Source organism: Alphaproteobacteria bacterium, from assembly GCA_037200005.1.
In the GTDB taxonomy this organism is placed as follows: domain Bacteria; phylum Pseudomonadota; class Alphaproteobacteria; order UBA9219; family RFNS01; genus JBBCGY01.
In genome coordinates this window covers 1,579,932-1,606,540 of record JBBCGY010000001.1, presented here as the reverse complement: position 1 = coordinate 1,606,540, position 26,609 = coordinate 1,579,932, and the positions used below count along the sequence as shown (strand labels likewise).

The 26,609-nt window shown below is 60.6% G+C and carries 29 protein-coding genes and 1 pseudogene; 23 read left to right on the top strand and 7 right to left on the bottom strand.

What is annotated here, in order from left to right; translation table 11 throughout:
• Window positions 1–460 precede the first annotated feature (460 nt).
• The 4 genes and pseudogenes from WDO70_08415 (at window position 461) to WDO70_08400 (ending at window position 1,994) form a co-directional block, all read left to right on the top strand.
• Complete coding sequence (locus WDO70_08415) at window positions 461–655, top strand: hypothetical protein (protein ID MEJ0063211.1); 195 nt, start codon at window positions 461–463, stop codon at window positions 653–655.
• 224 nt (window positions 656–879) lie between these two features.
• A pseudogene (locus WDO70_08410) lies at window positions 880–1,017 on the top strand (hypothetical protein).
• The gene (locus WDO70_08405) at window positions 974–1,408 is read left to right on the top strand and encodes a hypothetical protein (GenBank protein MEJ0063210.1); all 435 of its coding nucleotides are present in this window, start codon (window positions 974–976) and stop codon (window positions 1,406–1,408) included. The pseudogene WDO70_08410 and the gene WDO70_08405 overlap by 44 nt, the downstream one beginning before the upstream one ends.
• Before the next feature lie 100 nt (window positions 1,409–1,508).
• Window positions 1,509–1,994 (top strand): hypothetical protein, encoded by a 486-nt coding sequence (locus tag WDO70_08400; GenBank protein ID MEJ0063209.1) that lies wholly within the window; start codon window positions 1,509–1,511, stop codon window positions 1,992–1,994.
• Window positions 1,995–2,003: 9 nt separating this feature from the next.
• Here WDO70_08400 and WDO70_08395 read toward each other — a convergent pair whose 3' ends face one another.
• The gene (locus tag WDO70_08395) at window positions 2,004–2,267 is read right to left on the bottom strand and encodes a Usg family protein (GenBank protein ID MEJ0063208.1); all 264 of its coding nucleotides are present in this window, start codon (window positions 2,265–2,267) and stop codon (window positions 2,004–2,006) included.
• Window positions 2,268–2,475: 208 nt separating this feature from the next.
• Between WDO70_08395 and WDO70_08390 the strand changes: the two genes are divergently transcribed.
• The 13 genes from WDO70_08390 to WDO70_08330 all read left to right on the top strand — a co-directional run bounded on the left by WDO70_08390 (window position 2,476) and on the right by WDO70_08330 (window position 16,199).
• Window positions 2,476–2,787 carry a co-chaperone GroES gene (locus WDO70_08390; protein ID MEJ0063207.1) on the top strand — a complete coding sequence of 104 codons (312 nt, stop codon included), beginning with the start codon at window positions 2,476–2,478 and terminating at the stop codon, window positions 2,785–2,787.
• Window positions 2,788–2,835: 48 nt separating this feature from the next.
• Window positions 2,836–4,485: a chaperonin GroEL gene (groL, locus tag WDO70_08385; GenBank protein ID MEJ0063206.1), complete on the top strand. Its 1,650-nt coding sequence runs from the start codon at window positions 2,836–2,838 to the stop codon at window positions 4,483–4,485.
• A gap of 285 nt (window positions 4,486–4,770) precedes the next feature.
• Window positions 4,771–7,026, top strand: coding sequence for a fused MFS/spermidine synthase (locus WDO70_08380; protein ID MEJ0063205.1), 2,256 nt, complete (start codon window positions 4,771–4,773; stop codon window positions 7,024–7,026).
• Between the two features lie 186 nt (window positions 7,027–7,212).
• Entirely contained in the window at window positions 7,213–8,313 is a 1,101-nt protein-coding gene (locus WDO70_08375; protein ID MEJ0063204.1) for a hypothetical protein, read from the top strand.
• Window positions 8,198–10,060 (top strand): peptidoglycan DD-metalloendopeptidase family protein, encoded by a 1,863-nt coding sequence (locus WDO70_08370; protein ID MEJ0063203.1) that lies wholly within the window; start codon window positions 8,198–8,200, stop codon window positions 10,058–10,060. The genes WDO70_08375 and WDO70_08370 overlap by 116 nt, the downstream gene beginning before the upstream one ends.
• A gap of 42 nt (window positions 10,061–10,102) precedes the next feature.
• The gene (locus WDO70_08365; GenBank protein ID MEJ0063202.1) at window positions 10,103–10,483 is read left to right on the top strand and encodes a hypothetical protein; all 381 of its coding nucleotides are present in this window, start codon (window positions 10,103–10,105) and stop codon (window positions 10,481–10,483) included.
• Complete coding sequence (locus tag WDO70_08360; protein ID MEJ0063201.1) at window positions 10,464–11,615, top strand: M23 family metallopeptidase; 1,152 nt, start codon at window positions 10,464–10,466, stop codon at window positions 11,613–11,615. Before WDO70_08365 ends, WDO70_08360 begins: the two co-directional genes overlap by 20 nt.
• 5 nt (window positions 11,616–11,620) lie before the next feature.
• Complete coding sequence (locus WDO70_08355) at window positions 11,621–11,818, top strand: twin transmembrane helix small protein (GenBank protein ID MEJ0063200.1); 198 nt, start codon at window positions 11,621–11,623, stop codon at window positions 11,816–11,818.
• A 59-nt stretch (window positions 11,819–11,877) separates the two neighbouring features.
• A complete protein-coding gene (locus tag WDO70_08350) occupies window positions 11,878–12,474 on the top strand; it encodes a hypothetical protein (GenBank protein ID MEJ0063199.1) in 597 nt (198 codons plus the stop codon).
• A 12-nt stretch (window positions 12,475–12,486) separates the two neighbouring features.
• The gene (locus WDO70_08345; GenBank protein MEJ0063198.1) at window positions 12,487–13,638 is read left to right on the top strand and encodes an ATP phosphoribosyltransferase regulatory subunit; all 1,152 of its coding nucleotides are present in this window, start codon (window positions 12,487–12,489) and stop codon (window positions 13,636–13,638) included.
• Window positions 13,635–14,930, top strand: a complete 1,296-nt coding sequence (locus WDO70_08340; GenBank protein ID MEJ0063197.1) for an adenylosuccinate synthase — start codon at window positions 13,635–13,637, stop codon at window positions 14,928–14,930. Before WDO70_08345 ends, WDO70_08340 begins: the two co-directional genes overlap by 4 nt.
• A gap of 265 nt (window positions 14,931–15,195) precedes the next feature.
• Window positions 15,196–15,528 carry a hypothetical protein gene (locus WDO70_08335; protein ID MEJ0063196.1) on the top strand — a complete coding sequence of 111 codons (333 nt, stop codon included), beginning with the start codon at window positions 15,196–15,198 and terminating at the stop codon, window positions 15,526–15,528.
• A gap of 80 nt (window positions 15,529–15,608) precedes the next feature.
• Window positions 15,609–16,199: an isochorismatase family protein gene (locus WDO70_08330; GenBank protein MEJ0063195.1), complete on the top strand. Its 591-nt coding sequence runs from the start codon at window positions 15,609–15,611 to the stop codon at window positions 16,197–16,199.
• 26 nt (window positions 16,200–16,225) lie between these two features.
• On the opposite strand, the gene WDO70_08325 is transcribed toward WDO70_08330, so the two are convergent.
• A complete protein-coding gene (locus WDO70_08325) occupies window positions 16,226–17,014 on the bottom strand; it encodes an FkbM family methyltransferase (protein ID MEJ0063194.1) in 789 nt (262 codons plus the stop codon).
• 97 nt (window positions 17,015–17,111) lie between these two features.
• Between WDO70_08325 and WDO70_08320 the strand changes: the two genes are divergently transcribed.
• The 3 genes from WDO70_08320 to WDO70_08310 are packed head-to-tail and all read left to right on the top strand — an operon-like array spanning window position 17,112 to window position 20,111.
• Window positions 17,112–19,133 carry a serine/threonine protein kinase gene (locus tag WDO70_08320; protein MEJ0063193.1) on the top strand — a complete coding sequence of 674 codons (2,022 nt, stop codon included), beginning with the start codon at window positions 17,112–17,114 and terminating at the stop codon, window positions 19,131–19,133.
• A gap of 7 nt (window positions 19,134–19,140) precedes the next feature.
• A complete protein-coding gene (locus WDO70_08315; protein MEJ0063192.1) occupies window positions 19,141–19,692 on the top strand; it encodes a hypothetical protein in 552 nt (183 codons plus the stop codon).
• Complete coding sequence (locus tag WDO70_08310) at window positions 19,692–20,111, top strand: lysozyme inhibitor LprI family protein (GenBank protein MEJ0063191.1); 420 nt, start codon at window positions 19,692–19,694, stop codon at window positions 20,109–20,111. The genes WDO70_08315 and WDO70_08310 overlap by 1 nt, the downstream gene beginning before the upstream one ends.
• A 19-nt stretch (window positions 20,112–20,130) precedes the next feature.
• Here the strand turns inward: WDO70_08310 and atpA are convergent, their stop codons facing one another.
• Together atpA and WDO70_08300 are read right to left on the bottom strand one after the other, a co-directional pair.
• Window positions 20,131–21,660 carry a F0F1 ATP synthase subunit alpha gene (atpA, locus tag WDO70_08305; protein MEJ0063190.1) on the bottom strand — a complete coding sequence of 510 codons (1,530 nt, stop codon included), beginning with the start codon at window positions 21,658–21,660 and terminating at the stop codon, window positions 20,131–20,133.
• Window position 21,661: 1 nt separating this feature from the next.
• Window positions 21,662–22,252 carry a F0F1 ATP synthase subunit delta gene (locus WDO70_08300; protein MEJ0063189.1) on the bottom strand — a complete coding sequence of 197 codons (591 nt, stop codon included), beginning with the start codon at window positions 22,250–22,252 and terminating at the stop codon, window positions 21,662–21,664.
• Between the two features lie 215 nt (window positions 22,253–22,467).
• Between WDO70_08300 and WDO70_08295 the strand changes: the two genes are divergently transcribed.
• A complete protein-coding gene (locus WDO70_08295; protein ID MEJ0063188.1) occupies window positions 22,468–23,166 on the top strand; it encodes a hypothetical protein in 699 nt (232 codons plus the stop codon).
• A gap of 9 nt (window positions 23,167–23,175) precedes the next feature.
• On the opposite strand, the gene WDO70_08290 is transcribed toward WDO70_08295, so the two are convergent.
• On the bottom strand, window positions 23,176–23,667 hold the full coding sequence (locus tag WDO70_08290; protein MEJ0063187.1) for a hypothetical protein: 492 nt from the start codon (window positions 23,665–23,667) through the stop codon (window positions 23,176–23,178).
• A 143-nt stretch (window positions 23,668–23,810) separates the two neighbouring features.
• A complete protein-coding gene (gene era, locus WDO70_08285) occupies window positions 23,811–24,713 on the bottom strand; it encodes a GTPase Era (GenBank protein MEJ0063186.1) in 903 nt (300 codons plus the stop codon).
• An 84-nt stretch (window positions 24,714–24,797) separates the two neighbouring features.
• Here era and WDO70_08280 point away from each other — a divergent pair, with 84 nt between their 5' ends.
• Window positions 24,798–24,998: a hypothetical protein gene (locus WDO70_08280; protein ID MEJ0063185.1), complete on the top strand. Its 201-nt coding sequence runs from the start codon at window positions 24,798–24,800 to the stop codon at window positions 24,996–24,998.
• A gap of 263 nt (window positions 24,999–25,261) precedes the next feature.
• Here the strand turns inward: WDO70_08280 and WDO70_08275 are convergent, their stop codons facing one another.
• Window positions 25,262–25,462, bottom strand: a complete 201-nt coding sequence (locus WDO70_08275) for a hypothetical protein (protein ID MEJ0063184.1) — start codon at window positions 25,460–25,462, stop codon at window positions 25,262–25,264.
• Between WDO70_08275 and WDO70_08270 the strand changes: the two genes are divergently transcribed.
• Complete coding sequence (locus tag WDO70_08270; protein ID MEJ0063183.1) at window positions 25,461–26,552, top strand: hypothetical protein; 1,092 nt, start codon at window positions 25,461–25,463, stop codon at window positions 26,550–26,552. The genes WDO70_08275 and WDO70_08270 overlap by 2 nt on opposite strands.
• Window positions 26,553–26,609 lie beyond the last annotated feature (57 nt).

Below are 26,609 nucleotides of genomic sequence, written 5' to 3'. Positions count from 1 at the left end.
GAAACGCATATCGGATGTTAGATTCTTCGGAGGGCTTGGCGTTTGCCGGTGTCCGAATATCCCGGAGCGATATTATGACGACTATTACCGAAAGAATGCGGGCTTGCGGGCGGCAATTATCCGCCGTCGGCTCTAAATTTTCCCTTTCGGCCTTCAAAGCTGCTGCGCGCCAATATTGGGCGCCTGCGTTATTTGCAGGCGTCACGGTGCTTAACACCGTCGCTTTCGGGACCAATGCCCTGAAGTTCGTCAAGAATTACGGCCAACGGCAGGAAGCTGTTAAGCTCAATCGATATTATCCCCACAGTATGAAGCCCATCATAACGGACGAGTTGAGCCGCATCGACAGAGAGATGGACGACCATGGAATCAGGGCCAGTCTTTTGGCGTTGCATTGGCGGGATGCCTGGGTTTGGGCGCTTACGGGCTGCGCAATCATGCGAAGCGGAATCGAGCCTATATGGACATGCTGGAAGAGCATGATGCCGAGCGCAAAAAGGACATTGAAAAACTCCTGGCCATCACCAAAGAAGCGCTTGATCCCGACCAGGCTATCAAGAATATTACGAAAATGAGTGACGACATTCTTCTGAAGCTCAATAAGCCAAAGTCAAAAAAGCCGGGTGGGGGCACACCGCCTCCCCTTCTGAATTAAACCTTCTAAATTAAAATTATCACCCGCTCTTTTGAACGTGATAAGCAGGCCCTCATGAAAGATGAGGCTGAAAAAACTGCGCGCCTCTATGGGCGCCGCAAGGGACGCCCGTTGCGCGTCCGCAAAAGCGGATTGATGGAAACGCTGCTGCCCGCATTGCGGATCGAATTGCCGCCCGGCAAAGCCGATCCCGCCGCGTGGTTCGATTTCAAGCCGAAGGAATTATGGCTCGAGATCGGCTTCGGCGCGGCGAGCATCTCGCGGCGCAGGCGGCGCTGCATCCTGAAAATGGCTTTATCGGCTGCGAGCCGTTTATCAATGGCGTCGCCGGGCTGCTCGACCATATCGATAAGACGCAATTGCGAAACATCAGGATTTTCCCCGAAGACGCGCGCCAGCTGGTCGCCGCGCTGCCGGATTCCTGTCTCGACCCGCGTCTATATTCTGTTCGCCGATCCCTGGCCGAAAAAGCGCCATGCCGAGCGCCGCTTCGTGCAACCGGAAACGCTAAAGGCCTTGGCGCGCGCGATGAAGCCCGGCGCGCCGCTTATGCTCGCCAGTGACGATCCGGTCTTGCAGGAATGGACGGCGGAACAAATGAAAGGGGCCGCTGACTTCACGCCGCTGCAAGGCGACGGCATCAGTACCGTTCGTTCGCCCGGCTGGATCGAAACGCGCTATGAGACCAAAGCGCTGCAAGCGGGACGTGTGCCGATGTATTTCTGTTTCAAAAAACTTCTAGAATCATTGTGAAAGTAATCAGAAAATATTGGATGCAGTTCTAAAAAGACGTATATTGATCGGATCATTTATTCATTGGAATCATCAATCATAAAGCCGGGTGAGGGGAAATATGAACAATAATCAGTCTGGATCACGACGTGAAAAAGGTGCTGATGAGGATTGGCTGAGGGACCTGAGAATTTCCATTCATGGAGCGCCCCGGCTGGCTCCCGAACCATGGCCGGTTCGGATTGATGACCCTTTCGCCGGGCGGGTTATCGACGGCATAGCCAACCCGCATATGGGTATCATTCCCAAGGCGGAGTCCCTGCGCAAATTCAAAGAAGGCATGGGCGAGGTCGTAGAAAAATTGGCCGAGATCGCCGATAATTTTGGGAAGCCGGATTCGCAACGAGTGGAACTTCCTGATCGCATCATTACGCCTTATATCCGTCATGCCGCTCTTGAGGCATTGAAACATTTGAATGAAGTGGGACATGTAGTCAATGGAACGCCCGCCGGCGGGGACCCGGAAAGCGGCGTGAGATTTGCCGTGCCGTCTGTCCCCATGGCGGCACTCGCGTTTCCCGACGTTCTCCCGAAGCTTAGCTGTTAAATAATCAAATTAATGCAGCACCAGCTCTCCGTCGGCATAAGCGAATTCGCCGGGAGAAATGAGCGCGTGATGCGCGACCTTGACGGTATAGAGCTTGCCCTCAAGATGGGTTTCCCAGAAATGCAGGAATTTTTTCAGGCAGGGAAATCTGGGGGCCATGTCGAGGTCTTGCCAGATATAGCTTTGCAGCAGGGAGGGGTGGTCGGGCATGTGGTAGATGATTTCCGCCGTGGTCAGGCGGTAATTTTCCAATTGCCGGATCAATTCAGCCATGAAGACCTCCCTGGAACCCTCATTAACCATTCTAGAAAATAAGTCCCAAGAATAGGTTAAACAGGAAAGGGCAAAAAGCGCCCTTATGACAAAAAATCCGTAAGAAAGCCTTGAACCCCGTCCGGTAAGGGACTACATGTTTGGCACTCGCTGGGGCTGAGTGCTAATGCCTGGCTCCGCGACTGATGTTCAACCAAGGAGAGAGAGTATGAAATTCCGTCCCCTGCAGGACCGCGTGGTCGTCAAGCGCATCAAGGATGAAGATCGCAGCAAAGGCGGCATCATCATTCCCGATACCGTCAAGGAAAAGCCTTCGGAAGGCGAAGTGCTCGCCGTCGGTCCCGGTGCCCGCGACGAGAACGGCAAATTCCTTCCCATGGATGTCAAGGCGGGCGATCGCGTCCTGTTCGGCAAATGGTCGGGCACGGAAGTGAAGCTCGATGGCGAAGACCTCCTCATCATGAAGGAATCCGACATCATGGGCGTGATCGAGGGCAAGACGCAGCGCAAAGCCGCCTAAGCCTATCGTCAGTCCCAACACCCAATTCTCAAACCACAGGAGCCACCAATGGCAGCCAAGGAAATTAAATTTCAGGAAAACGCGCGCAACGACATGCTCGTCGGCGTCAATATGCTGGCCGATACGGTCAAAGTGACGTTGGGGCCGCGTGGCCGCAATGTCGTGATCGAAAAGTCGTTCGGCGCGCCGAAGATCACCAAGGACGGCGTCAGCGTCGCCAAGGAGATCGAGCTTCCCAACAAGTTCCAGAACATGGGCGCGCAGATGCTGCGTGAAGTCGCCAGCAAGACCGGCGACGGCGCGGGCGACGGCACCACCACCGCGACGGTGCTGGCGCAGGCGATCGTGAACGAAGGCGCCAAGGCCGTTGCGGCCGGCATGAACCCGATGGACCTCAAGCGCGGCATCGAATCCGCCGTCGAAGCGGTCGTCGAAGACCTCAAGAGCCGCTCGAAGAAAGTCGGCAGCAACGCGGAAATCGCCCAGGTCGGCACCATTTCCGCCAATGGCGACAAGGAAATCGGCGCGATGATCGCCAAGGCGATGGAAAAAGTCGGCAATGAAGGCGTCATCACGGTCGAGGAAAACAAGAGCCTCGAAACCGAACTCGATGTCGTCGAAGGCATGCAGTTCGACCGCGGCTATCTCAGCCCCTATTTCATCACCAACGCCGAGAAGATGGTGTGCGAGCTGGAGAACCCCTACATCCTCCTGCACGAAAAGAAGCTTTCCGGCCTGCAGCCTTTGCTGCCGATCCTGGAAACCGTGGTGCAGTCGGGCCGTCCGCTGCTCATCGTCGCCGAAGAAGTCGAAGGCGAGGCGCTTGCCACGCTCGTCGTCAACAAGCTGCGCGGCGGGCTTAAAGTGGCCGCCGTCAAGGCTCCCGGCTTCGGCGATCGCCGCAAGTCGATGCTCGAAGACATGGCGGTCCTCACCGGCGGCCAGGTCGTTTCCGAAGACCTCGGCATCAAGCTTGAAAACGTCACCATGGACATGCTCGGCACCGCCAAGAAGGTGCGGATCGACAAGGACAACACCGTCGTCATCGACGGCGCTGGCAAGAAGAAGGACATCGAAGCCCGCTGCACCCAGATCAGGGCGCAGATCGAGGAGACTTCCTCGGACTACGACCGCGAGAAGCTCCAGGAGCGTCTGGCCAAGCTCGCGGGCGGCGTCGCGGTCATCCGCGTCGGCGGTGCGACCGAGATCGAAGTGAAAGAGCGCAAGGATCGCGTTGACGACGCGATGCATGCGACTCGCGCTGCGGTCGAAGAAGGCATCGTCGCCGGCGGCGGCGCTGCGCTGCTCTATGCCACCAGGGCGATCGAAAAGCTGCGCGTCAGCAATGACGACCAGCGCCGCGGGGTGGATATCATCCGCCGCGCGCTGCAGGCGCCGATCCGCCAGATTTCGGAAAATGCCGGAGTCGACGGTTCGGTCATTGTCGGGCGCATGCTCGATCAAGCCGATACCAATTTCGGCTTCGACGCGCAGAAGGTCGATTATTGCGACATGGTCAAGTCCGGCATCATCGACCCGACCAAGGTCGTTCGCTCGGCGCTGCAGAACGCGGCGTCGGTCGCGGGCCTGCTCATCATGACGGAAGCGATGATTGCCGAGAAGCCGAAGAAGGAATCGGCTGGCGGCGGTCATGGCGGCGGCATGGGCGGCGGCGGCATGGGCGACATGGATTTCTAAGGCGCTTTGTTGGCGAGTGAAGCCCGCAAGGGCTTCGCGAACCTACAAAAGTCTTATCGTGCCGAAGCCCGAAGGGCGAAGGCGGATTGCCCCAGAATAAAGAACCCCGCAGCTCACCCTGCGGGGTTTTTTCTTGGCGAAACCCTATGCATGTTCTAGTTTTTGTTTGTCGAGCGAATTCACCCGCTCAGGTGGATCACCTGCGAAGAGCGGATGTTCCACCTAAGCGGGATTTGCTCTAAATCATGTCTTCCGTTTCCGCCGCCCCTCTTATGACGAGCGACCATGTCCTTTGACCCCAGATCGCGCACCGCCATTCACTGGCTTGCCGCCACCGCCGGCCTTGCGGCCTTGTCGTGGGAAGTCATATGGCAGATCAAATCGACGCTGGCGCTGGGCGTATCGGCCTGGGGCACGGCGCTCACGCTCGCGGTGACGATGGGCGGGATGAGCATCGGCTCCGTTCTGATGGGGCGGGCGCTTAAGGGCAAGGTCATCGCGCGCCCGGTTCGCCTGTATGGCGTGCTTGAATTGGTGACGGGCGTCGCGGGGCTTTTTCTGAATGCCGCGTTCCGGGCCGTCGAGAATCTCGATACCCAGGTTTACGCCAGCGCGCCGGAAAGCGCTTCGCTTGTGCATATACTCGGCATCGCCGCCGCGCTCGGCGTTCCGACGATATGCATGGGCGCGACGCTGCCCGTGCTCGGACTCGTCGCCAGGCAATTCCGCACGTCGATTGCGGTATTATATGGCTTGAATACGATGGGCGCCGCTGCCGGAGCCATGTTTGCGGCATTCCTGCTGATTCCGCAATTTGGCGTCACTCATGCATCCTGGCTCGTCGCCGCCATCAACATGGCCGTGGGGATTTTCGCCTGGCTGTTGGGGCCGGGCGCGCCCGTGGTGGACGAAGAATCCGATCGCCCGCGTTTCCATCCGCAGCTTAAGCCGGCGGCTGAAGCGATGATCGTGCTGGCGACGGGATTCGCCACCTTCGCGCTCGAAGTCGCATGGTTCCGGTCGCTGACATCCGCGTTCCACAGCACCACGGAGGCCTTCGCGGTCATGCTGGCCGCCGTGCTGGCGGGGCTTGGGCTGGCGGCAGGGCTTGCCCCGACATTCAAGCGTATGAAAGCGCCGCTGGGCTCGCTGGTGGGCTGGGCAGGAATCCTCGTTCTTCTGGTCACGCCGCTGGTCGAACGTTTCGACCGTGTCGTGTATTTCGATCTGCAGCCGGTTTCTCTGAATTGGTTTTTCATGACGTTTTTCGTGATCGGCGCTCCCGTCATGCTTCTCGGCGTCGCGCTGCCCTGGATCCTCGACGATCAGAATTCTCCGCGAAAATGGGGCGTTCTTTACGCGTTCAATACTTTTGCCGCCATCGTGGGGTCGCTGGCGGCGGCATGGCTGCTGCTGCCCACGATCGGATTCGCGCGAACCGCATGGCTTGCCGGAATCGTGGTGGCCGCCGCCGGAATCACGGCCGCGCCGCGCCGGAGCAGGCTGTTCTTGTGCGCATCCGCCGTCATGGCGCTGGCCATAGCTTTCGTCTTTGAATCGGGCGTAGGAAGAACGCGCGTGCAGGGCCATCTCGCTTACGACGCGACCAAGGATCATAAGCCGAACAGCGTCACCAAAATTCTGGAGTTTTATGAGGGGCCGGAGGCGACGGTCGCGGCGGTCGATTATGCCACCGGCGGGCGCGGCCTGGTGATCGACGGTTTCGTTGCCGCCGCGCAGCACGGCGCGGAAGAAATAGCTTATGCCCGCTATATGGCGTGGATGGGGCATCTGCCGATGCTGCTGCATCCCGATCCCAAGGACGCGCTGGTGATCTGTTTCGGCACCGGGCAGACCCTGAACGCCGTGCGCCAGGAAAATCCGGCGTCGCTCGATATCGTCGATATCAATCCCCGCGTCTTAAAGCTCGCGCATAATTTTCCCGCCAATCAGGGCGTTCTCGAGGACCCCAGGGTCCGCAAGATCGTCATGGACGGCCGGGCTTATATGCGCCGCGCGGACAAGATGTACGATGTCATCACGCTTGAGCCGATGCCGCCGAACTTCGCGGGAGTCAACGCGCTCTATTCCAGGGAGTTTTACCAGCTTGCGCGGAAAAAGCTCAGGCCTCACGGGATGATCGCGCAATGGGTGCCGTTCCACATTGTGGGGCCTCATTATGCCGCTTCGATCGTGAAGACGTTCCAGGAGGCGTTTCCGAACGCGATTATGTGGCTTTCTCAGCCCGGGAGAACCGGCATTATCCTCGGTTCGATGGATGAAAATCCGCCGCTCGGGACGGCATGGCCGGGTTTCGCGCGGGCAGGCGTCCGGGATATGGGCGAAGATGAGATCATCCAGGCCATGCAGCTGGATAGGGAAGGAGTCCGGCGCTTCGGCGCGTCCGGCGAGATCATTACCGATGACAACCAGTTGCTCGCCTATGGCAAGTCCGTGGATGCCTATTACGCGCCCAGCAGCCAGCTTGACGAGAACTTCGCTCGGATGGAACAGGCGAAAACGGCGGACGGCACTCAGTAACTGCGGCGTTTCCGCAGCGCACCATTACTCTAACCAAATCAAATCGTTATGAATTATTTGCGAGCTGTTTTTTATAGTTAATTGGCGGGCGGGATGAAAGTATTACGCGCCGCTATTTTATTGCTTTCGACCCTATTTAAAGGCATTTTAGCGGTTGAGGTAAGATAGTCTCAAAGCAGCTTGGAAATGTTTGAAAATATAGGACAAAAGCTTAAATCCATGATGCCGCCCGCGGGATCGATGCAGTCCGGGGCCAAGCGGCTATGGAGCGGCATGCGCCCTTATTTTCTCGAAGACGATTCCGGCGGTCGGGACAATCAGTCGGCCCAAGCCGCGCCTGTCAGCCCTCCTGCGCCATCGTCGCATCCGATATCTTCCCGCCGTTCGTCCCAGGCCGATTGGTATCTGGCGCAGCAAGCCCAGCGGCAGAGTGTTGCGCGGGCTATGCCCACGCAGCCTGCGCGGCGCAGAAGGCCTCCGACAACGCGCAGGATTCGCACCACGCCGGTCGGAACCAGCCCCATGGTTCCTCCTGTGTACCGTGCCGCTTCCCGCTCGACGCAAGTGACGGCGGCGGCGCACGGCGCCCATATGCCTCAAGCCGCCGCGAATGTGGCGCCGCCGACTTACGTCGCGCCTCGTGCGGCAGCGACGAACGCCGCTCCGGCCAATCGCGCATCGACGATCCCCCCGCAAAGCGCGCAGCCTTTCGCATCGGTCATGGGCGGCGACTGGGCGCGCCTCGGTGGCTATGTTGCGCCGATGGTGGTGATAGCGGGTCTTCTCAGCCTCGCGAGCAAGCCGGAGCCGCAGCGCCCGCTTGGTTATAACGGCCTGGATTCCGGCATGGCGACGCAATGGGGCGTGGCGCAGGCCAGCAGATTCGGCGACGACGAAAGCGATACCGAGTGGAAGACCTATACCCCTCATCGTCACAACAATCAGTATACCCCGCCAGTGAGCGGCGGTGGCGCCGTTGGCGGCGCCGATATGAAGGTCGTCAACAAAATCCTGAACGAATATGGTTCGCTCATCATGGCCGCCTCCAAAGAGAGCGGCGTGGATCCGGTGCTTCTGGCGGCGCAGATCAACCAGGAATCGTCGGGCAATCCCAATGCCGTGAGCACCTATCGCAACAAAAAAAACCGGCGCGATCGGCCATGCTTATGGTTTGTGCCAGTTCATCCCTTCGACCGCCGCGGCCTACGGCATGACCGTGCAGGATGCGATGGATCCCAAGAAATGCATTCCGGCGCAGGCGCGCCTGATGGCCTATCTGCTCGATAAATACGACGGCAGCGCCGACAAGGCGCTAGCCGGCTATAATTCGGGCGAAGGCGGCGTTCAACGCGCCACGGCTGCGGCGCGCGCATCGGGCCGCAATTGGCAAGATCATGTTCCAGACGAAACCAAGGGCTATCTCGGGCGCATCACCAAGCTTTACGGAACCTATGCGTCCGCGATGAACAATGCCTCGTTTCAGAATTCCGCCGGGGTCGCCGCCGCCGAGCCGCCGAGCCAGGGCTATCTGGCGAATATCCTGCCGCAGGGCGCGCCGAATTTTGCGCAGGCGGCAGGCGCGATGCCGTCCGAAATCGCCAAGGCTTTCGACGGCGTGCAGGGTGACGGCCTCAGCCCGAAGAATAACGGGTACGCGCGCCGCAGCGGCGTGATTTACAAGCGGATGAGCGAGAGCGAGATCAACGCCCTTCCGTTCGGACAGGCTCTTCGCGTCGAGGACAACCGGGTTTTCAACCAATACGCCGGCAAGCCCACGGGCGAGCATGCTTCCGTCGGGGAAGCCAAGCCGATGTTCCCCAATGGCCGCAGCCCCGACGGACGGCTTTATGTCACCGTCTTTGCCGACAACCACCCCCCCGAACCCGGTAATCCGCGCGTGCACTGGGGCGGCGAGGTATTCGTCCAGGTCTGGCCCGCGCCCGGCTCTAATCTCAACCAGAGTCTCCAGGCGGCCAAGACGGAAGTCACGGCGTCCAATGTCGCCATCGCCGGCGACAGTCTGGCCGAAGGCTATCGCGACGCGGCGCCGGGCGTTCTCGGCGCGAAAACCGCCAGCGAAGCTCTTGTGAGCCAAAACCCGAAGACGGTTCTCGGCTTCGTCGAGAAAATGGGTCGGGAAGGCCGGATGCGGGAGAATTTGATCTTGTCGACCGGCGCGAGCAACGGCGTTTCCCAGATCGAGGAATATGTTCCGAAGCAGATCGCTGCGGCCCGCGCCGGCGGCGCGAAGAACATCGTCATCATCGGCGTCGGCGACCGCGACGACATCAAGGGCGCCAACCCCGCTTTGGAGCGCATCGCGCGCGAGCAAGGCGTGCTGTTTTCCGGGCCGCTGGTCGGGCTTGACGGCGGCCATGTGCATCCGACGCCGCAAAATTATCCGGTCAATCTGCAGGTCGCGATTGCCAAACTCCGGGGCATCGCCGTCGCCGCGCCTGTTGCTTCCGAACCCGCCGTCAGCGCGCCTGTCGCCAGTGTCGCCCCTTACGGCGCTTCGCCTTATGCCGCTGTGCCCAATAACAACGCTTCGGGCGCGCGCATCGCATCGCCGCTGCCGCCGGGGTCCGTTATGGATACCCATGGCTTCGGCGAAGCTCGCCCCGGCCATATGCATGTGGGCACTGATCTTGTGGCGGCGAAAGACACGCCGGTTTCCGCGATCGGCAGCGGCGTCATATGCGGCGACACAGACGGGCCGGATGGCGGCGCGAGCGGCTTTGGCCGGATGATCAAGGTCTGCCACGGCGGCGGCATAGCTTCGATTTACGCCCATCTGGATCGCGATGCCATGCCGCGGCCCGGCAGCCTTCTTAACCGTCCGGTGCGTCCCGGCGACGTGATCGGCTACGTCGGCAAGACCGGCAACGCCGCCCAGCCCGGCATGCCATATCATTTGCATCTCGAAGTGCGGCACAACAACCAGCCGATCAATCCCGCGCCTTATTTGAGCCTGGCGGGTGTGCGGCAATTCCGCAATTACGCGGTGCGGTTCAATTCGCCGAACCAGAGTTAGAATTAAGACGCGTTTATTTGAAATATTGAACGGAGCGGCGGCATGAAAATGAAATCCGGTATTTCGGCGGTGGCGATTTCTTTGCTGGCTCTGCACTCCGCCGGAGCGCGGGCGCAAGAAGACGGGGCGGCGGCCATGTCATTGGCGCCTCCTCAGGATGTTCCCTCCAGCTGCGGAACGCAGTTCATCGAATACAAGAATGATATGTGCGTGCCGGAGCAGATGGTATGCCCGTCCCGGGCATCTGTCTCTCATCCCAAGGAAAAGAGCAAACCGCGCGTGCCGCTTATCAAGCGCAAGAGCGCCCCTGCCAAAGCTCCCGCCGCTCCTCCTGCAAGAAGCTTGCGCGACGATACCGACTGGGAATATGCGGCGGGCGACTCTCGCCGGGGAATAGGGTTATATGCGCCGCGCTTCGCTTAACGGCAAAAGCCGCGGAGCGGCTTTTTTCGTCGCCGCTGCCGAGATTTTGGCCGTTGCCGCCACCGGCTGCGACGAACGCGAAACGCAAAATGCAAAACCGTCCTGGGTAGGGCCGATTAATACGCAAGCCGATCCAGGCGCGAACGCTGTCCCAAGCGCGCACACCGCTTCCGTTCCCGTTATTGTCCCTGGCGCTGCTTCCGATTCCAGCGATCCCGTCGATGGCATGCTGCGCAGGCAGCCTGAATATATTCCCCTCATTCTGGAAAACGCGCGCGGCTATACGCTCGATCCCCACATGCTGGCGGCGCAGCTTTGGTCTGAAGCGCCCAACGGCGTCGCGCAGGGAGGCGACAGCGCGGCCTTTGTCGCCGCCCGCGCCGCGCATATGGCGGAACTGCTCAAGGCGCAGGGCGGCGATGCCGAGAAGGCGCTTGCCGCCTATCGCATAGGGGAAAAAAACGTCGATAAAGCCGTGAGGATTCACGGCAAATCCTGGCGTAACGCTCTTCCCGCCGACGCGCGCGATTACGTCACCGCCATGATGAAATATACGCTGCGGATGTCGCATGAATTGCTCAAGGAAATGGGAAAGACCGAGCGCATCAGGGACGGATATTTGACGAACGAAGCCGCGCTTGCCGCGGCTTCGGGCGCGGGTGTCGAGAATCCGTTTCTCGGCTGCGTGACGCCGCTGGCGGATGTCATGCGCTATACTTCTCTTTTCCGCATTCAAGATCATGCCACCGCGCCGCGCATGCATTTCGGCGCGGACATGAAACAGATTCAGGGCACGCCGGTAAGAGCCCCGGCAAGCGGCGTGCTATGCAAAATTGCCGAGGATGCCGGCTATGGAACGATGGCCGAAATTTGCCATGCCGGCGGGGTATCGACCGTATACGGCCATCTGGATGGATTTGCCGAAGGGCTGAAATTGGGGACGGTCATTCCCGCCGGAAGCGTTTTCGCCTATGTCGGCATGACCGGTGAGGCGACGGGCTATCATCTGCATTTCGAGGCGCGCGAAAACGGCGCGCCGACGGATTTCAAGCGGCTTCCATGCTTGTCGTCCCCGGTGCCGCCGAAAGACCCCGCCGGCGGCGCTAAAGTTCTCGTAGCCCTCAAACCGTAATCGACATGAGCACATTCCTCGCCATTTGCATGATCGGCGCCATGGCGGCGGTGCTGGCGGTTCTTCTTATCGGCATTTTGGCGCTGGCCAAGGGCGGGGAGTTCAACCGCAAATGGGGCAACAAGCTCATGCGCGCCCGCGTCATCCTGCAGTTTCTTGCCTTGGCGCTGTTCGCGCTGGCGGCCATAAACTGGAAAAAGTGACGGCGCCGAGATCGTTATAGGGCTGGGCGAATCAGTTGCCGCCATGTTATCTCTTAACCATGAATCACACGACACTGGCACGTCTCGTCAAAGTCTTGGCGCTCGCGGATTCTTCGCATGACGGAGAAGCGACGGCGGCGGTTCGCATGGCCAGGCAGATTTTGATGCAGGACGGCATGAGCTTCGCCGATCTTGCCCGCGCCGCGGCCAACCGTTCTCCCGCCGCGCGGCCCGCCCCCCTTCATAACATCGCAGAATCGACCCGCGCCGTAAGGACGCTCGAAGCCCAGGTGGCAGATTTGCAATCCCGGCTTAAGCAGCATCAGGCAAGTTCGGCGATGCAGCATGGCGAGCTAGCGCGGACGAAACTGACGCTGGCGCGGCTTGAGACTTCCCTGGGCCGGACCCGCGAGGAAGTTGAGAAATGGCGCGCGCTCGCCCGCAATACCGCCGATAAATTGTGGGAAATCGGCCAGCAGATCGAGAAAGACCGCGCGCTGACGCATGGGGCCGTAAACCGGCTGCGCCAGCCTTCCTCTCAGGGCCGTCCCGCCGTCCGCCCGCCGCGCAGCTTCGGGCAGCAGCGGCGCTTTGTGCCGGATACGCTGCTTCAGGCGCAGGAGATCGATCCCGTTTCCGCGCAGATTCAGGATTAATCAAAATTGTCCATGTCCTCTCATCATGCCGCGCTTTTGCCGCCCGGTTTCGCCGATTTGCTGCCTCCGCGCGCGGAGCAGGAAGCGGAGCTTACCGATACGCTGATGGCGCTGTACCGCGCCCATGGCTATGAGCGCGTCAAGCCGCCGCTGATCGAATTTGAAGACACGCTGCTCGGCGACAAGAACAGCGGCATGGGGCCGCATACGTTTCGCCTGATGGACCCTCTGTCGGGGCGGATGCTGGCGCTGCGGGCGGATATCACGGTGCAAATGACCCGCATCGCCGCGACCCGCATCGCCGACTGGCCGCGTCCTTTGCGCCTTGCCTATGCCGGGCAGGCGGTGCGGCAAAGCAGCAGCGAGCATCGCCCCGAGCGGCAATTCGGCCAGGTCGGCATCGAGCTGCTCGGCGCGGCGCAGCCCGAGGCGGATGCGGAAGCGATCGGGCTTGCTTGCCGCAGCCTCGATGCGCTGGGCGTTGGCGCGAGCACGCTCGATCTGTCTTTGCCGACATTGATCCCCGCTTTGTGCAAAAGCCTGCGCCTCGATCCGGAAACGGAGGCGGCGCTGCGTCATGCTCTCGATCGCAAGGATCGCGCCGCCGTGGAGAAAATCGGCGGCCCTGCCGCCGATATAGCCACGCAATTGCTGCGCCTGAGCGGCGGGATCGAGCCCGCGCTCGACGGATTGCAGCGCCTCTCGCTGCCGGACGAAGCCCAGGCCGAATACAGGCATTTGCTGGCCGTATGGAATATCATTTCGGCCATGAAGCTTTCTCAGCAGATCACGCTTGATCTTGTCGAGCATCGCGGATTCGAATATCAGACCGGCCTGAGCTTCACTTTGTTCGCGGACGAGCGCGGGATCGAACTCGGACGGGGAGGGCGCTATCGCTCGCGGCCCGTGGGGGGAAGCGGAGATGGCGAACCGGCCACCGGCTTTACGTTCTACAGCGAAAATCTGCTGGCGGCGGTGCCGGAACCGGCGCAAAAAGAGCGGCTTTATCTTCCCTACGGGACGGATATTGCGCTCGCGGAACAATACAGGCAGAAAGGCTTCGTCACTATCGCGGCGCTGATGCCGGACGGCGACGCAAGCGGCGCGGCGAAGACATTACGCTGCACGCATATTCTGCACAATAACCAGGCGGTAAAACTATGAGCAATGTCGCGGTCGTCGGCGCGCAATGGGGCGATGAAGGCAAAGGCAAGATCGTCGATTGGCTTTCGCATCGCGCCGATGTCGTGGTGCGGTTCCAGGGCGGTCACAATGCCGGGCACACGCTCGTCATCGACGGCGTGACCTATAAATTGAGCCTGCTGCCGTCGGGCGCGGTGCGGCCCGGCAAGCTGTCGATCATCGGCAATGGCGTGGTCGTCGATCCGTGGGCGCTGCTGGACGAAATTGCCTCTATCGGCAAGCAGGGGATTAGCGTGACGCCGGAAAGCCTTCGCGTCGCCGAGAATGCGGTGCTAATCCTGCCGGTGCATGGCATGGTCGACCGGGCGCGCGAGGCCGCCGCCGGACAAGGCCACAAGATCGGCACGACGGGACGCGGCATCGGCCCCGCTTATGAAGACAAGGCCGCAAGGCGGGCCATCAGGCTATGCGATCTCGCCGATCCCGATCTGCTCGCGGATAAGGTCGAGCAGTTATTGCATCACCATAACGCGCTGCTCCGCGGCTTCGGGGCGGAGGAAATCGCCCGCGACGATCTGATGCGCAAGCTGATGGACATCGCGCCGCGCATTCTGCCTTTCGCCGCGCCGGTCTGGCGCGTGCTGGACGAGGCGATCCGGGCGCGCAAAAAAATCCTGTTCGAGGGCGCGCAGGGCACGATGCTTGATGTCGATCACGGCACCTATCCTTATGTCACTTCCAGCAATACCGTCGCGGCGCAGGCGGCGACCGGCTCCGGGGTCGGGCCTGCCGCGGTCGGCAGGGTGCTGGGCATCGCCAAGGCTTACACCACCCGCGTCGGCTCCGGCCCGTTTCCGACCGAGGATACCGGGCCGATAGGCGAGCATATCGGCGAGCGCGGCCATGAATTCGGCACCGTCACGGGGCGCAAGCGCCGCTGCGGCTGGTTCGACGCGGTGATGGTGCGCCAGGCGGTCAAGCTCGGCGGCATCGACGGCATCGCGCTGACCAAGCTCGACGTGCTCGACGAGCTCGCGGAACTGAAAATCTGCGTCGGCTATAAGCTTCGCGGCGAGACGCTCGACTATCTGCCCGCGAGCCAGAAGGCGCAGGCGGAAATCGAGCCGATCTATGAAACCTGCGAAGGCTGGCAAAAGACCACGCGCGGCGCGCGCAGCTGGGCGCAATTGTCGGCGCGCGCGATCAAATATATCCGCCGGATCGAGGAGCTGATCGGCTGCCCCGTAACCCTGCTCTCCACCAGCCCGGAACGCGACGACACGATCCTGATGCAGGACCCGTTCGCGGGGTGAGATGTCCTGAAAGCCATTAGCCTCTCCTTGACCATAGGATGAAAGTATTTCTGTCCAATCGGATTTCTGAAAAAGCAACTTTTTCTGGTATAGTATAGAGGCATCAATTTTGGAGCCGACCATGCCGATAGAAGCTTTGCCGCAAGAGACAGCGAGAAGAATTCTCCGTGATGTCATGAATCCGAACGGTGCATGCCATATCGGGGATAGTCCTTCCGGTCGCCCCGGAAGATCAGGTCAGCATGTCAGCGTCCCCGCGGATAGAATGGCGGCCAATCTGGGCATGCCGGCGGGAACGCCCGCGCAGGATGTCGTCGCCCATCTTGGCGGCGTGATCGGGGCCAATAAAGGGGCGCGCCTCGTACAGAAATTTGACGGCGACAGAATCAAGCTTGATTTCAATGCCGTCAGGTCCGATGCCAACGTGCCATCAAACGAAATAGCTCCCCTCGTCGCCATGCGGCTGCAACTGGCTCAGGCGCGCGCTCAAGGCCCGGGTGCCGATCCGATGGTCGCTCAGCCAGAGCCTGTGAACAATCATCCGTCGCTTGAGCCGTTGAGACGACGCATTAAAAGCCCCGCTTCTCTGAATGTCTGACTTTTTGACCCGCCATCCTTGAGCATGGACTGATTTTCTTAATTCGCGATTTTTCCGGCTGCGTTTGACGGAGGCAGGGAATGAAAATAAAAATTCCCGCGTCCGGCAGGCCAAAAGCCCTTTTCATTATAGATGTTCAGCCCGCGACCCTGGAAGATAAGGCCTTATCCACGGTGTGGGCCATCAAAGAGATTCTGCGCGCCACGCATTATCCCCTTTATGTGGCCGCCGCCTATCATGCGGGTCCGGAATCGATGTTCTATAAGCAGAGCCGATGGCTTTTGCCGCAAGAGCAAGCCGGGTTCACGGACGAGGACGTCCTGGCCGAGATTCAGCATAAAAACGCGAGGCTGGTCAGCATAACCAAATCGGCCAGATCAGGTTTTAAGTGCGACCAGCGTTCGGCTTTGCTGGAGGCTCTGGAAGCGGAGCGCATCGCCGAGATTCACATCGTGGGATACGACATCAACGATTGCGTCCTGGCCACGGCCTATGATGCCATCGATCTCGGATTTTACGCCTATGTCATCGAGGAAGCATGCGGCCGATCCGATGGCGAAGAGGATATCATTCACGCCGCGCTTGCGATCTTGCGCCAGCAGAATATGACCAATAACAGCAATCTTTTCGGCTGCGAAGAAATTGAAATTCCGGACATATCCGGCACGTGAGCTGCCTGGCGGTTTTCGGCCCGGACTCAATATTTCGTCCTGGGAACGGCCGTTCTGCCGGATTTCCTGAGTCTCTGAAGCGGCCAGTGCCAGTATTGCAGTTTCAGCATCCGGGCGACCGTCGCCGCGCCGAAGCGGTATTTGACCGCGTCGACAATGCTCGGCGGAGAAGAAAAAGCCGCCGCGAGTTCGCCATGCTCCTTCGCGATATAAAAGCGGTTCAGTCCGTCGAAATAGACGAAGCGGTATCCCGCCGCGATCAGCATGGGCTCCCAATCCTCGTGACGGGCATCCAGCGAACCGGGAACCGTAGCCTCGATCACCATCACCCAGGGCCGCAGGATGTTGCTATCCCAGCCTTTGAGGACTTCGCCCTCCAGCCCCTCGACATCGATTTTCAGCCAATGAACTTCTTGGCCCGCGAGGAAGGCAAGAGCTGATTTCAACGTCATCATCGGCACCTGGACGCGATGGCCGTCGAAGCCGCGCTCGGCCTTATGGCGGTTCGCGTAGACGTCGATCGCCGTGCTCAGGCCGGTGCCGGGAATGACGTTGAGGTCGAGCGTGCCGTCATGACTGCCCAGCGCGATTTGCAGCACCGTTTCATCCGGCCTGTCCCGGCGCAAAAGTTCGGCATGTTCGGGCGTCGGTTCGACATGAACGCCGCGCCAGCCATGGTCGTAAAACGCCTTGCTCACGGATTCGATCACCGGATGCTGCGCGCCGACATCGACATAGCGGCCATGGCCGACATGATTAAGGGCGCGCCACAGCATCACGTCTTCGAGATTTTGGGCATGGGAGACGAAGGGCATGATTTGTCAACGTATTCGTAAGGATTGCTCAACTTAATCCCTTATTTACCATAAATTGGCAAGGTAGGCGGTTGTTATCGCAATCGAAAGCGCAACCATGAGCGAGGAGGCACCCAAACGCGGAAGCGGCGAGACTTTGCCGCTCGGCAGCCGGAGCGAAGTGTTTCCGGCCAATCCGCTGCCGGGGTTCGACAGCGCCTCGGCCATGGCCCATCTCGCGCGCATGAAGGGCGCGCATACCGCCGACCTCATGGCGCTGATCTGCCGCCAGGGCTATCCGCCGCGCACCGATATTTTCAATCAGTTGCGGATGATCGACAATCCCGCCCTGCTGCGCCTCGTCGACAACGGCTCCATCAGCTGGCCGGACGGCAATCGTTATTTCGGTTTCGTTTTCGAGCAGCCGCAGAATTCAAGGCTTTGGCAGAGCATCGACGAAGTCCATGCGCCGATGACCGAAGACTTTATCAAAAGCCACTTTATCACGCCGGTCGTAGGCGCGCTACGCGAGCTAGCCGACGCCGGCATCATGCATGGCAGCGTCCGGCCGACCAATATTTTCTGGCGCGAGACGGGCAGCGGCATGCCGCAGCTCGGCGAATGCGTCACCGCGCCGCCGGGCGTCGGGCAGCCGGTTTTATTCGAGCCGCCGGATCGGGCCCAGGCCGCGCCCTTCGCGCGCGGCGCGGGCACCATCGCGGACGATATGTACGCTTTCGGCGTCACGCTGGTTCTGCTGATTTTGGGGCAGAATCCCATGCGCGGCATGGATGACGCCGCTATCGTCAAGGCCAAGCTGGAGAAAGGAAGCTTCGGCGCGCTGGTCGTCAACCAGCGTGTTCAGCCCGCGCATTTCGAATTGTTGCGCGGTCTGCTGCACGAAGACCCGAAGCAGCGGTGGCTGCCGCACGATCTCGAAGCGTGGATCGGCGGCCAGAGGCTGACGCCCAAACAGGCCGAATCCAACCGCCGCCCCGCCCGCGCGCTGATGTTCGACGGCAAGGAATTATGGCAGATCCGCCATGTCATCCGGGCGATGGCCGATAATGTCCCCGCCGCCGTGCAGATCATCGACCGCGAGGAACTGGACCGCTGGCTGCGCCGCGCGCTGATGGATGACGACCGCGCCGACCGCGTCCAGGAGGCCATCAATGTCCTGAGAAACAGCGGCCGCACGGCCCATCTCGACGAGCAGAAAGTGGCGATGGTCTGCATGGCGCTCGACCCCGGCGGGCCGATTTTCTATCGCGGGCAGGCGTTCCTGCCTTTCGGCATCGGCCCCGCGCTGGCCGAGACGCTGCGCGCCGGCGGCAATGTCCAGATCATCGCCGAGGTCATCAGCAATCAATTCATCGGCTATTGGGTCAATCAGCAGCAGGAAGGCAAGACCGAACTCGTGCCGCTGGCGCAAACTTTCGAGCGCGTGCGCGGCTATATCGAGCGCGCCAGCGTCGGCAGCGGGATCGAGCGCGCCGCCTATGAGCTTAATCCCACATTGCCCTGCATGAGCCCGCTGCTGCGCGGCCAATATATTTTGACGCCGAAAGACTTGCTGCCCGCGCTCGAGAAATCGTCGCGGGAAGCGGGAAAGCCTCGCGAGCCGATCGACCGCCATCTCGCGGCCTGGATCGCCACGCGCGACCGCAGCATGGATTATTTGCTGCGGCCTTTGAACGAGCAGGCGGATTCACCCCGCCGCGCGCTGGCGATCATCACGCTGTTCAGCGAATGGCAGCGCAAGCATGGGCCGGATCATTTGCCCGGCCTTGCCGGTTGGCTCATAAGTCTGGCCGAGCCATTGACGCGGCGCTACCATTACAAACCTCTTCATGCCGAGGTGGCGTCGCGGCTCGGCGAGGCCACCGAACAAGGGCGGCTCGCCGATTTGCTGCATCTGCTCGACGATCCGAAGGCGGTCGAGCGCGACCAACAGAATTTCTCTGCCGCGCGGCAGCTGTACCGCGCCATGACGACGCAAACCCATATTCTCGATCAGCAGATGAGAAATCACGCCGAAGTGGCGCGGCGCTACGGCCGTCCGGTGGCGACGTATATCGCCTGGGTGCTGTCGGCGATGGCGTCGGTATTTTCGATCATGAAGATGATGACGGCAGGGTAGGTGAGCGATGGCCAAGGATAAAAAAACAGCCAAACCCGCGGCGAAGCCTGCCGTCAAGGACGCGAAGGGCAAGCCGGTCAAGGGCGGCGGCAAATCCAAAGGCAAGGGGAAAGGATTTCAAGTTCTGTTCGCGATCATGGCGCTGCTGGTCGCCATCTGGCCGACCGCGTTTCTGCTGGTGCCGGGCATGTTGCCCACGCTGGTCTGCCTGGTGACGGACCGGGATAAGGAAAAAGTTTTGGCGCTGACGGTCGGCGCCACGAATTTCGCCGGGTGCCTCCCCTTTATCCTGCAGTTATGGCAGATGGGGCAGAATCTGGACAACTCGATGAAGCTGGCGCGCGATGTGAACACATGGTTCATCATGCTGGCTTCGGCGGGCGTCGGTTACCTGATCTATGCCGTCGTGCCGGGCGCCGTGGCGAGCGTGATGGCGGGCAATGCGGGCGGCAAGATCGCCCGCCTTAAATCCAACCAGGAAGAACTGAAACGCCTGTGGGGTTCCGACGTCGCCAACGACAAGAAATTCGACGAGTTCGGCCAGCAGGTGGCGCGGTAATGACCATGACCTATCATCGGGCGCGCACGCGTATTTTTCTGACATGGCTGGTTCTCGCATGCCTGACGGCAAGCGGGAAAAGCTGGGCGGTCGATTGCGCGTCACCGATGACCCAGGCGGACATGACTCAATGCGCGCTGGAGGACTGGAAGAAAGCCGACGCGGAGTTGAATGCCGTTTATAAAAAGCTGATGAAGAAGATCAGCCCGGCTGGGCAGAAAGAATTACGCGCGGTGCAAAGAGCCTGGATCGCGTATCGGGATCGGCAATGTGCGTTTAACAATCTCGGCACAGTCAATGGATCGGTGCATCCGATGCTTATATCTCAATGCACGAGCGATCTTACTCGCGAACAAATTAAGATTCTCCGCGAGCAGGCCGAATGCGGCGAAAACGATTTTACTTGCGGCGGGCAGTGATAGCCCTGCCGCCGTTTCCTTACGCAAACCCCTTCGCGTAGCCGACGATGAACGCCTTCAGCTTCTCTTCGGTTTCAGGCTTGATCTGCTTGTCGGTGCGGATCGCGTTCATGATGCTTGCGCCGCGTCCGCGCAGTTCGGCCATCAGCCCGGCCTCGAAGCGGCCGATATCTTCGACCTTGATTTCGTCGAGATGGCCCTTAACGCCCGCATAGAGCGCGCAGACCTGCTCTTCGATGGGAACCGGCTTGAACTGCGGCTGCTTGAGCAATTCCGTCAGGCGGCGTCCGCGATTAAGCAACTTCTGCGTCGTGGCGTCGAGATCGGAGGCGAATTGCGCGAAGGCTTCCATTTCGCGAAACTGGGCGAGTTCCAGCTTGATCGAGCCTGCCACCTGCTTCATTGCCTTGATCTGCGCGGCGGAGCCGACGCGGCTCACCGAAATGCCGACATTGATCGCCGGGCGCACGCCTTTGTAGAACAGGCCGGTTTCGAGGAAAATCTGCCCGTCGGTGATCGAGATGACGTTGGTCGGGATATAGGCTGACACGTCGCCCGCCTGGGTTTCGATGACCGGCAGAGCGGTCAGCGAGCCCGCGCCGTTCTTGTCGTTGAGTTTCGCGGCGCGTTCCAGCAGGCGCGAATGGAGATAGAACACGTCGCCGGGATAGGCCTCGCGGCCCGGCGGACGGCGCAGCAGCAGCGACATCTGGCGGTAGGCGACGGCCTGCTTCGACAAATCGTCATAGACGATCAGCGCATGCATGGCGTTGTCGCGGAAATATTCTCCCATCGCGCAGCCGGTATAGGGCGCGAGGAACTGCATCGGCGCGGGATCGGACGCCGTCGCCGCGACGACGATGCTGTATTTCATCGCGCCCGCGTCTTCGAGCGTCTTGACGATCTGTGCCACGGTCGAGCGCTTCTGGCCGATGGCGACATAGATGCAATAGAGTTTATTGCTCTCGTCGCCGCTTTCATGCGCGGTCTTCTGGTTGATGAACGTGTCGAGCGCCACAGCCGTCTTGCCGGTCTGACGGTCGCCGATGATAAGCTCGCGCTGTCCGCGTCCGACGGGAACCAGCGCGTCGATGGCCTTGAGGCCGGTCTGCATCGGCTCATGCACCGATTTGCGCGGGATGATGCCGGGAGCTTTTAGTTCCACGCGGCGCATCGCCACGTCGGTGAGCGCGCCCTTGCCGTCGATGGGATTGCCGAGGCCGTCCACGACGCGGCCGAGCAGGCCGCGACCGACGGGAACTTCGACGATCGCGCCGGTGCGCTTGACGACGTCGCCTTCCTTGATGCTGCGGTCGTCGCCGAAAATCACGACGCCGACATTGTCGGCTTCGAGATTGAGCGCCATGCCCTTCACGCCGCCCTGGAACTCTACCATTTCGCCCGCCGCGACATTGTCGAGGCCATAGACGCGCGCCACGCCGTCGCCGACCGACAGCACCTGGCCGACTTCGGCCACTTCGGCGCTCGCGCCGAAACCGGCGATCTGCTGCTTGAGGACGGAGGAAATTTCGGATGCGCGGATATCCATGTCAGGCTGCCTCTTGTTTCATATGATGTTTCAACGCCGCCAGTCTGCCTTTCAGCGACGCGTCGATGAGTTGCGATCCCCATTTGACGGTAAAACCGCCGATCAAATCCGGGTCTTGGTGCAGGCTCAGGCGGATTTTGCTCCCCGTCGCCGCGGCAAGTTTTTCGATGAGCTGCTTTTGCTGCGTTTCGGTCAGCGGCTGCGCCGAGGTCACGGCGGCTGTGATTTCGCCGTCGCGCCGCGCGCGTTCGGCCAGAAAGGCCGCCGCGATTTGCGGCAGCAATCCGGCGCGGCGGTTTTTGGCAAGCAGTCCCAGGAAATCGGCGGTGATTTTGCTCAAGCCCGCCATCGCCGCCAGTTTTTGCAATGCCTGGCCGAGATTGGCGCGGGTAAAGCGCGGGTCGGTTATCAGCTGGCGCAGTTCTTCCGATTGCGCGGCAAGCTGCTGCAAGCCGTCCATCTCGATGGCGATTTCGGCCACGGCCTGCCGCTCATCGGCCAGCGCGAAAAGCGCCCGCGCGTAACGCTTGGCGAGAATCGCGCCTTCGCCTGCCTGCGGCGCGGCGGCTGAAGTGTTAATCTGGTGGCTCATGGTCGCCAAAGACAATATCCTTAACGGGTTGAATTCGTTGAATAACAAGGGTTTTTTCTTCGCGCCGCCCTGGGGCCGCGCCAAGCCAGGGTTTCATAGCAAGCAGCGTTCAAGGCCGCAACCGTTTTGATTCCGCATGCCGCACCATGGTTCTTGAATTTCCCGGATTGCGGGTGTTATAAGGCGGCATCTTATTTTTTATATGGAGAAGACATATGTACGAAGATATCAAAAGAATGAAAAAAGAGATTATAGACACGACCATCAGCGTCATTGGCGATCATGTCGATCAAGTCTTGGACGCCCGGCAGCCAGAGGATCGTCCCGCGTCATGGCTCACGATATCCCTTTTGGCCGAACGTATGGTCAGAGCCTATCCGGTCATCAAGGATGAAGATCGCAAGCTGCTGATCCAAACGCCCGATGACGCCGCCGCCGCAGGTATCGCGCTTGTCTTAAAAACCTTCTCCTATGGCGCGGACGCGATATGCATGGAAGACCGGGGCACTCCTTTCCCTAGCCAAAATCGCGAGGCCGCGATCAAAGACGCCATCCAAACGGGCGCGCTGATCGGCCAGTTTGCGGATGCGGGCAGGGAGCTGGCCAAAATTGAAAAAAGCCGCGCCACTTTTCTTGAGCGCGATCCGCATGCCTGCGTCGACAGGCTGGTCGCCTTAAGCGACAGAAGAGAACTCATCGGCAGCGTGCTTGCCGTTAAATGGAATATGGCCGGGCTGTTTGAAACCGCGCATGAGTTAGGCCTTTGCGCTCCGCTCAGAAGGCCGAAACCCGACACCATGATCTATCTGGTCAAAGAAAGCGTCCCCGAGCTGGATGAAGCCACCGCGGAGCGTTTGCGCGCGGCGATGCGACCTCCCGAGAAACGAGTGGAATCGGTGATCGTGCTGGCTTAACCGGCGCGATTAAAGTTTATGTTCGCTGGGGGACGACGCGTTTTGCGGCGCGGATTTCGGGCGCGTCGCCGCATTCATGAGTTCCGCTTGCAGCCTGTCGAGCATTTCGGGAAGATGATGGGAGCGCAGCGCGACATATCCCTGCCCTTGGATGTTCCCTTGTCCCGCGGAATCCGGACGCCCTGCATGGCTCTGGCTGATGCCGGAATAATCGCTATAGCCGGAGGCTTGAGTTGCCCTGTGGAGCAAAGCGGTAATCGGATGCATATTCATGGGCGTCAGCATGATATCCCTGCCGCTGTCCGGGGGCGCTTCGTCAAACACGATCGCCATTTGCATCAAGCCGTCGGTGCGTTTGCAGGTTTCGAGAGCGGCTTTGTCTATGCCGCCGAGAAGCTGCGCCACGGATTGCGCATGATGCGGGCCGGGCGGCGCCTTGACCAAATACCAGCCGCCGGCTTGCTCATGGCCAGCTTGTTCGTGGGCTTCGTTCTGCGACATCAATATACTCCTAAAATCATATCCGTTTAAGATAGCCGTTCGACGCCGCGCCATCATAGGCTGCGGCCAAGTCCGCACTGCATAGCAAGGGGCGCCAATGCCCGCAACATTTTTGAATCCGGCATTCGCGCGAATAATGGCGCTTATTTGCCCGTCATGCCGAGCATTTGGTAGTAGCCGCGCTGCTCGCGCCAGCTTGGCTCCACGGCGACATTGAGGAACAGATGAACCTTCCGCCTGAAGAATTTTTCCAGTTCCCCGCGCGCTTCGCTGCCGATTTTTTTGAGTTGCGCGCCGCCTTTGCCGATGACGATGGCCTTTTGGCCGTCGCGGGCGACGACGATCTTCTGCTCGATGCGGACGCTGCCGTCCTTGCGGTCTTCCCAGGCGGTGGGAATGACGGCGGCGGCGTAAGGGAGTTCCTGCGATAATTGAAGGTAAAGCTGCTCGCGCGTGATCTCGCAGGCGACCAGGCTTGAGGGCATGTCGGTCACGAGTTCGGGGTCGAACATCCATTCGCCTTCCGGCATGGCGGCGGCGATGTGTTTCTTGAGCGTGGCGACGCCGTCGCCGGTCTTGGCCGATATCATGAAGATGTCGGTGAACAGGCCGGTCGCGGACAATTCCTGCGTCAGCGGCAGGATATCCGGCTTGGCGGTCTGGTCGATCTTGTTGAGCGCCAGAACCGCTTTGCGCTCTTGTTTCTGGAGCTGCGCGACGATCTTTTGCGTCTTGAGGTCGTAGCCGCGCGCGGCATCGACCATCAGCAGAATGCAGTTCGCTTCGTCGAGCGCCTGCCAGGCCGCGCCGACCATCGCCCGGTCGAGTTTTTCCTTGGGATCGAATATGCCGGGCGTGTCGAGCAGGCCGATTTGCGCCTTGCCGACGACGGTGATGCCGAGAATGCGGGTGCGGGTGGTCTGCGGCTTTGGGCTGACGATGGCCAGCTTCTGGCCGAGCAGCGTGTTCAGCAGCGTCGATTTTCCGGCATTGGGAGCGCCGATGATCGCGGCGAAGCCGCAACGGGTTTTGTTTGGAAGAGACATGGGTGACTTATATAGCCATAAGCGTTTTGCGCAATGACTTTCGGTGTTTTTCTGCTATAATCGGGCATTAGCCGGGAATCGCGCATGCTCCTCGTTAAAAGAAAACTCTCCGTTAAAAGAGGGCTGGTCACCTTGATGATGATCGTGCCCGCTTTCGCCATCGACCCCGAAACGGCATGGAAGAGCGCTTGCCAGGAGGTGGCCGGCGCGGCAAGGCAATCGGCGTCGGCATTCCGTCAGTCGATATACGAGCTTGATCGGTTCTATCGCGCGCCCGCGCCGTAATTTGTGGTTAATGCGAAAGAAAAGCGCCGTAATGGGCGCTCATGACGTTATTTACTTTCATGTTTTCATGGTAATTAAGAGGTAGGGATATTCAGAAGAGGGATTTTTAACATGACGGGCAGTTCCAGTAAGGCGCCCGGAGCGCCAGGCACTTTTACGACGATCAATCGCTCCAGCGGTTCGCCGCCCCCGTCGCCGCGCGGACGTCTTGATAACACGCGGCCGCCGCCGCCTTCAGCCAAGCGCGCCCAGACCACCCTCATTCACGGTTCGCCGCCGCCGCTGCCGTCGCCATCCTCCCCGTTGCCGCCGCCGCGAACTCCTCCCGCTGCGACCGCGACCGCGCCGATGGGGACGTCTTCGCTCGCAAGCGCCGCCGCCACAAGGAGCGCCTTGCCTCCAAGGCGAGATGTTTCGTTGATGCCCGCCGCGCCTCCTCCGGTATATGTGCAGACGGAACCCATGCCAGCACTTCCGCCGGCGCAGCTTTTTTCAGCGGTTGCGCCTCCGGTTCGTCATCAGCCCAGAGAGCCCATCGGGCACGGCGCGCCGCGCGTCGTGATCGATGGCGTGCCGTCCGTTGACGCCCGCGCCGCGGCGACGCAAGTGGCCGCGCGCCGCCGCGCCGCGCCTATTGGCGAGTTGCCGCCAATTAGTCTCCCGACGGAAAATGCGACTGGTTCCAGAAAATGGCGTTGGGCCGCTATTGCGGCCGGTGCCGTGGTTGGCACGGCGGCCCTCGCCGCCGCCGGCGCGGTGGCTATCGTCTCCGTTACATCCAAGTTTCCGGCCAAGGATAGAGCAGCGCCTGCCGCCTCAACCTCTGCCTCGGCGTCTGTCGTTAAAGCGGCGGCACCCTGGACGATATCTTCCAGCGCTTTGCCTGTCGCATCGGCATCCGCCGCGCCCGTCGCTTCCGCTCAGGCCAGCGCGGCTCCCGCCTCTACGGTCATGGTGCCGTGCACGATTTGGATTGCCGACGCAAAGCCTGCGAATCCTTGCCCGCAAGGCACGCTGCCCATTAAGCCCGGCAGCAATCAGGGATTAAAGCCGGTCGCCGGACAGCCTGTGGCGCAAGCCGCAGCGCCAGTCGCCGTCGCGCCGCCCGTGGCAGCCGCTCCCGCGGCGACTGTTGCTCCGCCGCCTGCCCAACCTGCCGTGACGTCTGCCGAAACAAAATCCGACGGCCTGCCGCTTGCAGCCCAAGCACCGGCGATTGCGGAAACCGTGCAGATCACCGAGACTTGGCCGCAGCCTGCCGATAAGGTGCCGGGCGGACTGGCTTCGGTCGATTGCCGTGCTCGCAAGGGCCGCAAACATTGGAGCAAGGATATGATGGCCGAGAATTATGTCGGCCAGAGCGGCGCTCTGGTCGCCTGCGTCCACAAAACGCACCAGAAATTCCAGGTGCTGCCTGATGAGCAAACCGTGCCGATCGAAAAGCTCGGCTACCTGAATTGCGAAGCACCGAAAAAGCCTGCAATTCTGATTCAGAACGGCGAGCGCGTCGCAGGCTGCCGCGTGCCGTTCAAGGCGGTCGATCTGACCCCATAATTGAATTCATGGATAAGCATAAAAAAACGGGCGGTTCCTGCGAACCGCCCGTTCCTG